The 14,006-nt window shown below is 58.9% G+C and carries 8 protein-coding genes; all 8 read right to left on the reverse strand.

The features are described from left to right. Positions 1-30 precede the first annotated feature (30 nt). The 8 genes from HMPREF1494_RS10370 to HMPREF1494_RS10405 all read right to left on the reverse strand — a co-directional run bounded on the left by HMPREF1494_RS10370 (position 31) and on the right by HMPREF1494_RS10405 (position 14,003). Positions 31-1,236, reverse strand: coding sequence for a phosphoglycerate kinase (locus tag HMPREF1494_RS10370; protein ID WP_003841754.1), 1,206 nt, complete (start codon positions 1,234-1,236; stop codon positions 31-33). 130 nt (positions 1,237-1,366) lie between these two features. After that, positions 1,367-2,317 (reverse strand): DNA-binding protein WhiA, encoded by a 951-nt coding sequence (gene whiA / locus HMPREF1494_RS10375; protein WP_003840173.1) that lies wholly within the window; start codon positions 2,315-2,317, stop codon positions 1,367-1,369. A gap of 149 nt (positions 2,318-2,466) precedes the next feature. Then, positions 2,467-3,405 (reverse strand): RNase adapter RapZ, encoded by a 939-nt coding sequence (gene rapZ, locus HMPREF1494_RS10380; protein ID WP_034522785.1) that lies wholly within the window; start codon positions 3,403-3,405, stop codon positions 2,467-2,469. After that, positions 3,405-4,352 (reverse strand): shikimate dehydrogenase family protein, encoded by a 948-nt coding sequence (locus HMPREF1494_RS10385; protein WP_034522787.1) that lies wholly within the window; start codon positions 4,350-4,352, stop codon positions 3,405-3,407. Before HMPREF1494_RS10385 ends, rapZ begins: the two co-directional genes overlap by 1 nt. Before the next feature lie 63 nt (positions 4,353-4,415). Further along, the gene (uvrC, locus tag HMPREF1494_RS10390) at positions 4,416-6,734 is read right to left on the reverse strand and encodes an excinuclease ABC subunit UvrC (protein WP_034522789.1); all 2,319 of its coding nucleotides are present in this window, start codon (positions 6,732-6,734) and stop codon (positions 4,416-4,418) included. Then, on the reverse strand, positions 6,731-9,670 hold the full coding sequence (gene uvrA, locus HMPREF1494_RS10395) for an excinuclease ABC subunit UvrA (protein WP_129879421.1): 2,940 nt from the start codon (positions 9,668-9,670) through the stop codon (positions 6,731-6,733). Before uvrA ends, uvrC begins: the two co-directional genes overlap by 4 nt. 119 nt (positions 9,671-9,789) lie before the next feature. Next, positions 9,790-13,299: an ATP-binding protein gene (locus tag HMPREF1494_RS10400; protein ID WP_034522792.1), complete on the reverse strand. Its 3,510-nt coding sequence runs from the start codon at positions 13,297-13,299 to the stop codon at positions 9,790-9,792. After that, complete coding sequence (locus HMPREF1494_RS10405; RefSeq protein WP_034522794.1) at positions 13,296-14,003, reverse strand: DUF4194 domain-containing protein; 708 nt, start codon at positions 14,001-14,003, stop codon at positions 13,296-13,298. The genes HMPREF1494_RS10400 and HMPREF1494_RS10405 overlap by 4 nt, the downstream gene beginning before the upstream one ends. Between the last annotated feature and the right edge of the window lie 3 nt (positions 14,004-14,006).

Consider the following 14,006-nt stretch of genomic DNA (forward strand, 5'->3'; position numbering starts at 1 on the left):
ATGAGAGAGCACCCTTCATGATTCGTGGAATCAGTCGAGCACCTTCAGACCCGGCAGTTCCTTGCCCTCGAGGAACTCGAGGGAGGCGCCGCCGCCGGTGGAGATGTGGGAGAAGCCATCCTCCGGGAAGCCGAGATTGCGCACTGCGGAGGCGGAATCACCGCCACCGACGATGGTGAACGCACCGGCCGCAGTGGCGTCGACCAGACCCTGGGCAACGGCCTCGGTACCGGCTGCGAAGGCCGGAACCTCGAACACACCCATCGGACCGTTCCACACGACGGTCTTGGAGTCGACGATCTTGTCGTGGAAGAGCTTCTGGGAATCCGGGCCGATATCCAGACCCATCTTGTCGGCCGGGATGGCGTCGGCGGCCACGACTTCCGGAGCGATGTCCTCATCGGACTTCGGGAAGACCGGGTTCACGACGATGTCGGTCGGCAGCACGAGTTCGACGCCGTTCTTCTCCGCACGCTCGATGTAGCCCTTGACGGTTTCGACCTGGTCCTCTTCCAGCAGGGAGGTGCCCACCTCGAGGCCCTTCGCCTTGAGGAAGGTGTAGACCATGCCGCCGCCGATGACCAGACGATCGGCCTTGTCAAGCAGGTTCTCGATCACGCCGAGCTTGTCGGAGACCTTGGAACCACCGAGTACGACGGTCAGAGGACGCTCTGGATCGACGGTGGCGCGGGACAGGGCCTTGACCTCCTTCTCGACCAGCAGACCTGCGGCGGCCGGCAAATCGGCGGCAACGTCATAATTGGAGCCCTGAGCGCGATGCACAACGCCGAAGCCATCGGATACGAAGGCCTCGCCAAGGGCGGCGATCTTCTTGGCGTATGCGGCACGCTCCTCCGGATCCTTGCTGGTCTCCTCAGGATTGAAACGCACGTTCTGCAGCAGTACGACATCGCCGTCGTTCATTGCGGCGACCTTGGCCTGGGCGTCCTCACCATAGGTATCGGAGGCCAGCGGGACCTCAACGCCGAGCAGCTCGCCAAGACGAGTGGCGACCGGTGCGAGGGACAGCTCCGGCACGACCTTGCCCTTCGGACGACCGAGATGAGCCATCAGAATGACCTTTGCGCCTTCCTCGCGCAGGGCCTTGATGGTCGGCAGAGCGGCCTTGATACGACCGTCATCGGTGATCGTGGTGCCGTCCAGCGGAACGTTGAAATCAGCGCGGACCAGAACGCGCTTGCCCTTGAGATCTCCAAGATCCTTAAGTGTCTTCATGTATTTCCTTTCCTAGCCGCAATAAGCATGGAATGGCCATATTGCCACTTCTGAATCATACAAGCCCAAACGAACAAAAACACCATGCCGTTCGAAAACGTGCATGGTGTTTTGTATGGCGTTTCGTCGTTCAGGCGTCCTGTCGTCGTGCCTTCTCGGTCTTTTCGGCGAGCTGAAGCAGTCGACGGATGCGGCCTGCGATGGCATCCTTGGTGATCGGCGGCTCGGCAAGACGTCCCAACTGTTCCAAAGAGGCATCGGCATGGTCGAGTCGCAACTGTCCCGCGGACTTGAGATTGTCGGGAATGTCATCCCCCAGAATCTCAAAGGCCTGACGCACCTTGTCGCATGCCTCGGCAGCGGCCTTGGCGCTACGGCGCATATTGGCGTCATCGAAATTCGCCAGACGATTCGCCTTGCCCCGCGCTTCACCATCGGAACGTTTACCGGTCCATTCACGAGCGGAATGGGGGGCGCCCATCAGAATGAGCATGCGTTCGATCGCATCGGGATCACGCAGGGTCACACGCTCCGAGCTGCGCAGACGGCGGGACTTCGCCGTGATGCCCAGACGCCTCGCCGTGGATACCAAGGCCAAGGCGGCCTCATGGTTCGGACATACGATCTCAAGGTAGCTCGCCTTGCCGGGGTCGGACAGGCGACCGTTCGCCAGAAAGGCACCACGCCAAGCGGCCTTGATCTGGGTGATCTTGCCGTTGATGATTTCGCTGGGCAGTCCGAGCACCATGTTTTTGGTATAGCGGCTATACAGACCGGTCTGCAGCACAAGAGCCGCGCTCCCTTTGGGGACTCGAATCACGTAGCGCTGAACGATGCCCGTCGGAGTCTGCCTGGAGACCGGGGTCAACGTGGTTTCATGGCCATACAGATTCTTGATGGTGTCCTGCAGCCACAAAGCCGCATCCTTGGAGTCAAGCTGAGCCTGCACCAGAACATGATGATCCACCGTGTGCAAACCATTGCCGAATCGAATCATCGAAGTGGCCTGCGCCTTTTTGGCGATGGGCAATTCGTTGTCGATTGCGGCCAGCTCGCTTTTGACATCATCCAGAAGAGCCAAGAGCCAACCTCCTACTTTCCTGTTCTTCCCAAAATTTCAGGCGAGTCGCGGGGTAAATCCGCACTGCCACGGCTTACTGTGATACCGAATATCTTGGACAATCACAGTGTATTTTCGTTATGTTCGGACGTTACATTCTCATCATACGGTCATTTTTCCGCAGAGCGCTTATCGAGTTCACGTGCGGAGACGGTGACGGAAAGACCTCTCGTACGCAAACGCTTGGCAAGGGCCTCGCTCATGGCCACGGAACGATGCTGCCCACCGGTGCATCCAATGGCGATGGTGACATAATGTTTGTCCTCCTGCGCATACCCCTCGATCGCGACTGCGATGGCCCGTTCATAGGCATCGAGGAATTCCTGGGCCCCATCGCTGGAAAGCACATAATCACTGACCGGCTGGTCCTTGCCTGTCATGGAACGCAGCTGCGGCACCCAGAACGGATTCGGCAGGAAGCGAACGTCGGCCACGAAATCGGCGTCGATTGGAATGCCGTATTTGAATCCGAAGCTGAAGATGTGCACGGAAACGGTGGTCGGTCCGGATCCGAGCATGGCCTCGTACAGCTTCGTCGACAATTGATGGATGCTCAGTTTGGAGGTGTCGATGACGATGTCGGCACGTTCCTTGAGATTCTCCAGCAGATCGCGCTCCTCGAGAATGCCGTCGATCAGGCGGTTGCCCTGTTGCAACGGATGCGGCCTGCGCACCGATTCGTAACGCTTGATTAACACTTCGTTGCTGGCATCGAGGAACAGGATGCGCGTCTTGACGCCCAAATCGTCCAGATGGCTCAGCACCGCCGACAGATCGTCGAAGTAGTCACGGGAACGCACGTCGATCACGGCCGCCAATTTGTGGATGCCCGACCCGGCGGTGGTCATCATGTCGACCAGTGGCACCAACAGTTTCGGAGGCATGTTGTCGACCACGTACCAGCCCATATCCTCCACGCTGTCGGCCGCATGGGACCGCCCCGCCCCGCTCATGCCGGTGATGAGCAGCACCTCGAAGCCCTCCGCCGGCGCGGCTGCGCTGAAATGTGTGCCTGCGTGCTGCCTGTCGATCTCATTGTCCTGTGCCATCACAATGCCTCCTCCAGCGCCATGCGCATCGCATGTTCCAATCGTTCGTCCTGCTTGATATCGACGGCAGCGTTCGTAGGGGGATCCCCATCCCACATGCCGGTCATCAGCAGCACCTGAATCATGGCCTGATACAGTAGCATTTCCTCACCGCCGATGGCATACCCGCCCTGCCGTCTCCACGCCTGCATGAGCTTGGTCGGACGTGGATCGTAGACGACATCCAGCAATGTGCCATTCACCTCAAGACCGCTGGCCGCCAAGGCCGTGGCGATACCGTCGGCGGCCAGCCCCGGAATCGTATTGATCACCACCCGTGCTTCGCTCAACGCATCCATGGCATCATCCATGGTGACGATGTCGATGGGATGCTCGCCCGAAAGGAATTTTCTCGCCAGAGGTTCCAATTCCGCATTCTTGTCGGGATGCCGCGCAACCACTGTGATATGACTGATTCCCGCCATGGCCGTGCACGCGGCCAATGCGGAGGTGGCGGTGTTGCCGTTGCCTATGATCACGGCGTTCCCTGCATGATTCGCGGGCGCATTCTGGTTCCGCATCCGATAGGCATGCTCGAATGCCATCTGGATGCCCGGCACATCCGTGTTATACAACTTGATGTATGGAAGATCCGCATCTCCGACTTGATGAGAACGGGTCCAGTCGAAGATGGCGGTATTGGCGACGTTCAGTTCCTTCGCCCATATATTGGATGGTTCGCCGTACGGCTGAATCGTTCTTTTCAGCGGCATGGTCAGACTGAGTCCCGCCCAACCGGAATCAAGCGACTTCAGAAAATCCTCGAGGTCGCATTCCCCCACTTCGTGTTTGTCGTAGAACCAGTCCTCAAGTCCCAGCGCATGATAGGCCGCATTGTGCAACACCGGGGAAAGGGAATGCGCGATGGGCTTCCCCAGAACGGCGCAACGATGATTCGCATTCGGCATGTTCCCCTCCTTGACGTTCACCCTCATGCTAACAACTCCGCCGCCGTTTTGCGTTGCATGGTCCTATTTCGTTCCATCCTTCGGAATGTTCTCGGATCGTTCCCGGTCCTGGTCCTGCGCATGCAGGGCATGGTATATCGATTCCGCCTTGGCGCGTCCGATGCCTTTGACCTGTTCAAAGTCCTCGACGCTCGCCTCACGCATGGCACGAACCGAGCCGAAATGATTGAGCAATCGTTTCTGATAGGATTCGCCGATACCGGGAATATCATCGAGGACCGATCGCAATGCTCCCTTCCTCCGGGTTCGGCGGTGATAGGTGATGGCGAAACGATGTGATTCGTCACGTACACGTTGCAGCAGATACATGCCTTCCGATTGACGTTTGAGGATGATCGGATAGTCATCGTCAGGCACCCACACCTCTTCAAGACGCTTGGCCAGACCGCAGACGGCCACATCATCGACGCCGCAATCCTCCAGGGCGCGGGCGGCCGCCATGACTTGGGGCCTGCCACCGTCGACCACCACGAGATTCGGCTTATACGCGAAGTGGCGACGGTCCGTGTTCTGCCGGACGGGAACGTTGCCCGGGTCGGTATTTTCGCAGGTCCGGGATGTTCGTGCCTCCCGTTGTTCGTTGTCCATGCTTTCGCCGGTATCGCCCGCGATATTGCCGTGTCGGAACCGGCGGGTCAGCGTTTCATACAGCGCGCTCAAATCGTCCAATGCACCTTGCCCGTCCGCGCCGCGGATGGCGAACCTGCGGTATTCGGACTTCTTTGCGATGGCATCTTCGAACACCACCATCGAAGCGACCTGGAAGGCGCCTCCGACGGTGTTGGAGATGTCATAGCATTCGATGCGCAGTGGCGCCTGTTCGAGGCCCAGGGCCTTGGCTACATCGTTCATGGCGGTGGTACGCGCGCCCATATCGCTGATGCGGCTCATCTTGCTGCGCTGCATCGCCTGTCTGGCGTTGTCGCTGGCACGGTCCATAAGCTGCCTCTTGTCGCCTCGGCTGGCCACACGAATGGTCACTGCCGATCCGCGCAGGCCACTCAACCATCGTTCGAGGTCTTCACGCCGTGCCGGTTCGATCGGTACGACGACCTCTCGTGGCACCGGCGCAATCGGAGCGAGCAGGTCGGCCCGGCCGGTCTGCTCCTGCCGTTCGTTACGCTCACGGGTGGCCTGCGCCCGGGCAATGGCGTCGGTGGCGGTTATGGACTGCGTGGATCCGATGGCATTGCGCCGTTCGGAGATGACGGTACCCTGCGTCATCGTCTCATGCTCAATATTCAGGCCGGCCTCTCCCGTCGCTTCCGAATACACTTGCATGATCAGGTCGGCGATTAGCTCCTCGTCGCCAATATCCTCCACCCGTTCCACACTCCAGTTGCGCTCGCCTCGGATCGAGCCGGCGCGTACGAAGAATGCGTGCACGGAAGCTTCGAGTTCGTCGGAGTCGATGCCGAAGATGTCAGCGTCGACGTCGGAGTCGAACACCACGGCGTTCTGTTCGATGACCGTCTGCAACATCTGGATCTGATCACGCAACCGGGCCGCTTGTTCGAATTCGAGTTCGGCGCTGGCCGCCTTCATCTCTCGCGTAAGCTGCGCGATGTACGATTTGCCGATTCGACCGGTGAGCACACCGACAAGCTGTTCGCTCATTGCACGATGTTCATCCACGCCGATGCGTCCGACGCATGGCGCCGAACATTTGCCGATGGAGGCCAGCAGACATGGCCGGTTCGTGACTTCGGCCTTGTGGTAGACGCTCTGCGAACAGGTGCGTACGGGGAACGTCTTCAACAATCGGTCGAGACTGTGCCGCAGGTCCCATACTTTCGCATAGGGGCCGAAATATCTGGTGTCACGACGCTTGCGGCTGCGGGTGATCCATACGCGGGGAACCCGTTCCCCCGACGAAATCGCCAGATATGGATACGTCTTGTCATCACGGAACACCACGTTGAACCGCGGATCGAACTCCTTGATCCACGTGTATTCCAGCGTCAACGACTCCAGTTCGGTGCCGACCACGGTCCACTCGAGGCTACGTGCGGTAAGCACCATGGTCTGCGTGCGCGGATGCAATTGGTAGAGCGGTTGGAAGTAGTTGGCCAGACGGTTGCGCAGGTTCTTCGCCTTGCCGACATAGATGACGCGACCTTCTCCGTCACGCCATTTATAGACGCCCGGCCGTGCCGGAATATCCGATGGTTTCGGCCTGAACAGGTCACGCGTGTCTCCCAACAGGGGAGCTCCGTTCCTGTTCACTCCCCTGCCATCACCTTCCATGGCATATGAAGCGTCATCCCGCAGACTCGCAGCCGTTTTCCTCCAAACCTCCGGACTATGTCGTTCGATCATCATGCCCGCAGCATGCCTTTGAGGAACTTGCCGGTCCAGGACCGCTCGCATTGGATGACCTGCTCCGGCGTTCCCTCGGTGACGATGGTGCCGCCGCCGTCACCGCCCTCGGGTCCCAGATCGATGATCCAATCCGCTGATTTCACCACATCGAGATTGTGTTCGATCACAATGACGGTGTTGCCTTTGTCCACCAATCCTTGGAGCACGAGCAACAGTTTGCGCACATCCTCGAAATGCAGGCCGGTGGTCGGCTCATCGAGAATGTACACGGTTTTGCCGGTGGAACGGCGTTGCAGCTCAGTGGCGAGCTTCACGCGCTGGGATTCGCCGCCGGACAGCGTCGGGGCCGGCTGTCCAAGGCGAATATATCCGAGGCCGACCTGCACCAAAGTATCGAGATAACGCGAGATGGAAGGATACGCCTTGAAGAATCGAGCGGCCTCCTCGATGGGCATATCGAGTACGTCGGCGACGGATTTGCCATTGTACTTCACCTCGAGGGTCTCACGGTTGTAGCGCTTGCCATGACATTCCTCGCAGTCAACGTAGACATCCGGCAGGAAGTTCATCTCGATTTTCAGCGTACCGTCTCCATGGCAGGCTTCGCATCGACCGCCCTTGACATTGAACGAGAATCGTCCCGGACCGTATCCGCGCACCTGCGCTTCGGGCGTTTTGGCGAACAGGGTGCGAATCTTGTCCCATACGCCGGTATAGGTGGCCGGATTGGAGCGCGGGGTGCGTCCAATCGGATTCTGGTCGACATGAATCACCTTGTCGCACTGACCGACGCCTTCCACACGGGTGTATTTGCCAGGCACGATACGTGCGCCGTTGAGCTTGTCCGCGAGGACCGGATAGAGAATCTGGTTGACCAGCGTGGATTTTCCCGATCCGGAAACGCCCGTCACACAGGTGAACACTCCCAACGGAAAGTTCACCGTCAGATCCTTGAGATTGTTTTCACGGGCACCCACCACGCGCAGTTGCTTGGTCTTGCGCACCTTGCGACGTGATTCGGGCACCGTGATCTCACGACGTCCGGCAATGTAGTCGCCAGTGATGGACCTCGGCGCGTCGGTGAGTTTTCTGGCGGGGCCGGAATATACGACTTCCCCGCCATGTTCTCCTGCGCCGGGACCGATATCGATCACCCAGTCGGCGTTCGTGATGGTGTCTTCGTCATGCTCGACGACGATCAGCGTGTTGCCGAGGTCGCGGAGATGATGCAACGTGGTGATCAGACGCTCGTTGTCACGTTGATGCAGCCCGATGGAAGGCTCATCGAGCACGTACATCACGCCGACCAGACCCGAGCCGATCTGCGTGGCCAGACGAATGCGCTGCGCCTCGCCGCCGGACAATGTCTTGGCGGCTCGTGACAACGTCAGGTAGTTCAGACCGACATCGTTGAGAAAGCCCAATCGTGCACGGATTTCCTTGACCACCTCTCCCGCAATCTGCGCGGCGGAGCCTTCGAGCTGCAGATTGTTAATCCAGTCAAGACTGTGTTCGACCGCCATGTCGCACACGTCCGCGATGGATTCGTCGCCGACGGTGACGGCCAGCACTTCCGGACGTAACCGACGACCATGGCATGCCTGACATGGCACTTCACGCATATACGACTCGTAGTACTGTTTCATCTGGTCGGAGTCGGTTTCATCATGGCGGCGCATGAGCGTGCGGACCACGCCCTCGAAACCGGTCGAATACTCGCGCATGCGGCCCCAACGGTTACGGTATGAGACCTGCACCTTGAAATCACGGCCATACATGATGGCATGACGGACCTCCTCCGGAAGCTTCTTCCACGGAGTGTCCAGATCGAAGCCCATCTCATCGCCAAGGCCTTCAAGCACATGACGATAATATTCGCCGGTGCCCTTGGTCAATCCCCATGGTTCGATGGCGCCCTCGTTGAGCGTCTTATCGGGGTCGGGAATCACCAGTTCCGGATCGATTTCCAGCTTGTATCCGATGCCGGTGCACACCGGGCATGCGCCATATGGGGCGTTGAAGGAGAAGGTACGCGGTTCGATCTCGTCGAGTTCCAGTTGATGGCCGTTCGGGCATGCCCGTTTTTCGGAAAATGGCTTGCGCCGGTCCGGATCCTTCTCATCCAAATCGACGAAATCGGCGACGATCACGCCCTTGGCGAGTTTCAACGCGGTCTCCACCGAATCGGTCAGGCGCTGTCGGATACCGTCTTTGACCACCAGACGGTCCACCACCACCTCGATAGTGTGCTTCTTCTGCTTGGTGAGCTTGATATCATCCGACAGCTGCCTCATCTCACCGTCGATGAGAGCACGGGCATAGCCGTCCCCGCGAAGCAGCTCCAGCAGATCCTCGAACTCACCTTTGCGCCCACGTACCACCGGCGCAAGTATCTGGAATCGCGTACGTTCCGGATACGTCAACAATGCGTCGACCATCTGCTGCGGGGTCTGCGCGCTGACCAGCGAACCGCATTCCGGACAATGCGGAATACCGGTACGGGCGAACAGCAGTCGCAGGTAATCATAGACTTCGGTGATGGTTCCGACGGTGGAACGCGGATTACGGTTCGTGGTCTTCTGATCAATGGAGACCGCCGGACTCAGTCCCTCAATGAAGTCGACGTCGGGCTTGTCCATCTGGCCGAGGAACTGACGTGCATACGCCGACAATGACTCGACATAGCGACGCTGGCCCTCGGCGAACAGCGTATCGAACGCCAGCGAGGACTTGCCCGATCCGGACAAACCGGTGAATACGACCATACGGTTTCGCGGAAACTCCAAATTGACGTTCCTGAGATTATGCTCGCGAGCGCCTTGGATGACGATTTTGAGATCGTTGGGCAGGTGTTTCAAGTCAGCTACCAGCGAACCGTTTTCGGCTTTCATCGGCGCTTTTTTGATTTCTCGTGCCAGGAACGCGTCACTGGTCATGACGCGTTCCACTACGACTTCGCCGTTTGTTGCGTTCGTCCGCCTCGCAGCCACAACGATCCTCCGCTCACTGTTTTTCCGGGTTTCAGTCCTTAAGGATACCGCATTTTCGGAGTGTTTTAGAACACCTGTTCGAGAATCGTGGCCGTTGTGGGCCCTATATCGTTCGGGGCCGCCGGCATGTCGTCGATTGCATCGTGGAGCTCGGCTTCCTGACGGGCGATGTCTTCGGAGGTAAGCTCCTGCAGGAACGAACGGCCTACCGACGGATCCTTGTAGGCCACATACGCTTTGGTGGATACGCCGAGGATTTCGGCGGTCTTGCTTTCCGGTGCGGATACGATGACTTGGAAGCCGAGACGAGGCAGCACGTTGAGCGCACGTTGCGTGTAGCGGCCGTCGGCCTTGATGAGGGCCTCGTCGAGGAACAGCGTCGTATAGGTGGGGCTGCCGGTCACGTCGCCGCCGAGTAGGTAGATGAGCGCCGCGCCGTAGATGAACGATGTCAGTTCCTGCAGGGCGCCGCCGGATTTGCCGCCGGTGGAGCTGATGCGCTCGTCAGGACCGTCGTCATGATGCACGATGGCGTAGAACGTGCTTCGTGCACGAGGGTCGAGGTTGCGTGCGCCGTAGCTTCTGATGCCGTTCACGTCGCGTACCTGTTCCAGTTCCCGACGAACACGTTCGATGAACGTGGCGCAGGAGGTGAATGCCTTGCGTGTGGCATCAGGATCGTCCTTGTCGTTCCTGAACCATTCGTCGAGCTTGTTCAGCGTGGCCTTCAAGGATGAGACGAATGCACGTTCGATGGGGCGGAATTCCACGTCGATGGACAGCCTGCCGCCGCGCGGGCCGAATTTCTGCCCGGCGAGCATGCCGTTGATGCGTTCGAGCTGGTCCTTGACGTTTTCCTGGTCGGTGTTGAGCGCACGGTTGAGTTGCAGGAAATTCTTGGTGAGCTTGTCGAGGCTGTTGGCGTATTCTTCGTCGGTCGCCTCTCGCGTGACGAGCATCTGCAGACTGTGCAGCTCCTCAAGATAGAACCTGTAATCCTCAACGCCGCCTGTCGCGGAATCATCGTCGGGAGCGTATCTCTCCAAGTAGGAGGCCATACTCTGTTCCACGACGGTGCGCAACTCCCCTGCACGTTTGCCCAATGCCGCGTTCTGTTCGCGCATGGCGCGTTCCATGGCGTGCCCGACGCGTGTCTCGAACGAATGCCCGCCGATCTCATCGTTCCCGCCGGCGATCAGCTTCGGTCTGTCCTCGGCATGGACCACACCACCGAAACATCCCTCATATACGTCGGCCAGCATGTTCGATACATCGCCGGATAGCGCATCATCGTCAAATTCGATGCCCTCATATGCTTCCAGCCACGCATGTTCGGCATCGACCGCCGCCTGGGTCGATTGCATTTCGCTTTTGGCGTGGTAGAAGCGGGCATTCGCTTCATCAAGCAGCCTGTCGATTTCCTCGCGTCGCTCGGCAAGCCGCGTCATTTCAGGATTGTCTTCAATCTGTTCGATTCGCCTTTTCAGATTCTCGACAAGCGTTTCCGCACCGACCACATCGATTTTATTCCACGTCATATTCGCGACCAGATCCGCAAGATTCTTTTCCGCGTGCATCAGGTCGATGCTCTTGCGCACCATGCCGCAGCGACGTTCGGTATCGGACAATCTATGATGCGCTTCGTCAAGCTGTTTCTTCAATTCCGTCAGATAGCCTTCATTGACGAAACCGATGATCGGATTCATGCCTTTGATGCCATGGAAACCATGCACGCCGGACTTGATCTGACCATCAGCCTGCACCTGACGGCGTTCGTGTGCGGCATCGTCGATAGTCTCCACGCACAATGCGTCCAAACGGGCCGAAGCGGTCTGTTCCTTCAGCCATCCGGCAAACGGCGAATCCTCACGATACTGCAATTTCGACGACATCCAACCGTCATTGCGGGTGCAATCATAGCTCTTGTCCACATCCACGAACTGCCAGGTGCGCCGGATCATCAGCGCCGGATCGATCGCGCTGATCTTCGCCGCGAATCCCCGCTCGTGGCGGCTGTCGACAAGAATGGTCTGCGCAATCGGCGCATATGTGACGTTCATGGCGGTGCGCCAACGTTCGTCGCTCTCGGACACATCCATCAGCTCCGCCGCATACGGCAATTCGTCCGGGCTCAGGCCCACCGCCTTCGCGATCAGCGCACGAGCCTCATCCATCGCCTGGGTGATGCGGGTTCTCTGCCTGCGTTTGCGATCATAGTCCCGGCGCAACTGCGCACATTCCTGACTGGCTGCGGTGCGCTCGCCGATCAGACGATCCCGCTTGGATTCCAGATCCCCCATGCGTTCGTCGAACGTTTCCATGGATCGGGCCAATGCGTCACGTTTCGCGTTCCAGGACGTCTCGTCGGATGGCAATGCACCTTCGACGCCCTCGAATTTCTCGACGATGCTTTGACGCTGCGAGCGCACATCCTGCATGTCGCGTCGGGCGCGTTCCAGGTCATCGCTCAGCCGTTGCAAGGTTCCGCCGTCAATGCCTTTGATGCGTTCGACGATGGCTTCGCGTTGCCTGTTCACATCGGAGATCCGCTCCTGTGCCTCGTGCAGGTCGCATTCCTGCTGCTTCACCTTGCGTTCGGCGGCGGGCAGTCCGGCTCGCACTTCGCTGGCCATGCGCGAACGCATCCATAGGGTCAGGGTTTCGAGGCCCTGCTGGCTTTCGGGGTTCACGGCTTCGTATTCACGCACTTGGGTCAGGTGTTTGGCGTATGCGTCGTATTGGGTTTGGATGTCTTGGAGTTTGGCGACGCGTCTGGCTTTGTCTTCCATGCTATGGAAGTTGGCGTTGAACCGATCGTAGTCGTCGACGGTGTCCTGTGCGAGTCTGAGCGCCTCGGGCACGTCGAGCACGCCTTGTTTGAAGATGTCGTCGAGTCGCGACGGGGCGTCAGCGGATTGTATTTTGTGCAGGAGTCGGCATGCTTCGGCGCTGAGGCCCATCTCTTGCCAGATGTATGCGTGGAATGCGCTGGCATTGGGGAATATGCTGCAATCCGGATACGCTTTCTTGAACATGCTGGGGGTGAATGGCGTATCACGGTACCGGTCCATGATTTGCGGATCTATTTTGCGATTCCATGCAATGTAGCGACGGCGCACCTCGTCTTTGCCGTCTCCGGCGGGCAGGTAGAGGAATTTGCCGCAGGAGAGCGTACTTCCGGTGGTACGGTTCACGTATGTGTCGACGATGGCGCCCCATATGGCCTGTGGCGTGCCATTGGCGTCACGTCCTCGCAGGAAGATCGGCGTTTCGCCGTTATCACCGTCACTGATGCCGATCATGCCGCGCAGGTACGTGTAATCGTTGCGCTCGGATCGACCCGCATTGGACGCCTTGTTATAGGGCGTGCCATTGGGGTATAGCAGGGAAATCTGCGCGTCGACGAGCGTGGATTTGCCTGATTCGCTGGCGCCGGCCAGGAGGGTGACTGGCGATTCGGCGTCGATGGACGGCCTGAATTCCTGGTAGCCGTCATAGGAACCCCAGTTGACGATCTGTCGGCTTTCCATCATCCATCGATCGGCGATGATTTTCATATCGTCTCCCGCCATCATCGCTCCTCTTCGTCGGTCATTTCGTTTTCTTCGGATATGGGATCCAACATTCCCGCATCGGTATCGTGCGTCATGGACGGCGTGGTCATGTCCAGCCACTCGTCGGCCAGCTGCCGGTCAAGCACAATCGGTACCAGCGGCGTGATCGCAAGCATCTCGTCGTCATCGGTCGGCTCGAGATACCCGTAGGTCGTCATACGGGAGATGGCGGCGGCGATCTTCTTCGTCGTGCCTTCCTCATCATTGCCGCCCGCGAGATAGCCGGCGCCCGTGGCGAGCGCGGCACGGATTTCATCGCGGCTGACCTGCCAGTCGGCCACCGGGGTTTTCTGGTTCTCGTATTCGAGTACGTGGATGCGCAGGAATGCGAGCATGGCCGCATCCTCACGGCTGAGACTCGCACGGGTTTTCAACGAACGGATGTTCGATTCGATGCCGCTGACGGGTGCCGCGTACATGACGTGGTATTTATCGTTGGATACGAGGCGAAGCATGTCGTTGTTCAGGGATCGTTCGACGGCTTCGACGTTGTCTTTGACCAGGTCGAACAGTTCTCCGGAAATGTAGCGTTCTCGTTTCAGCGCGATGGCGGCCATGCGGGCATCGGCGGTCATGTCGCCGGTGTCGCCGTCGAAGAGGGCGGGTTGTTCGACGGTTGGAAGAGACCGTTCGATGCCGACGGTTTCGCTGTGTTCGTCTGTCATTGC

The organism is Bifidobacterium sp. MSTE12 (genome assembly GCF_000513015.1).
In the GTDB taxonomy this organism is placed as follows: Bacteria; Actinomycetota; Actinomycetes; order Actinomycetales; family Bifidobacteriaceae; genus Bifidobacterium; species Bifidobacterium dentium.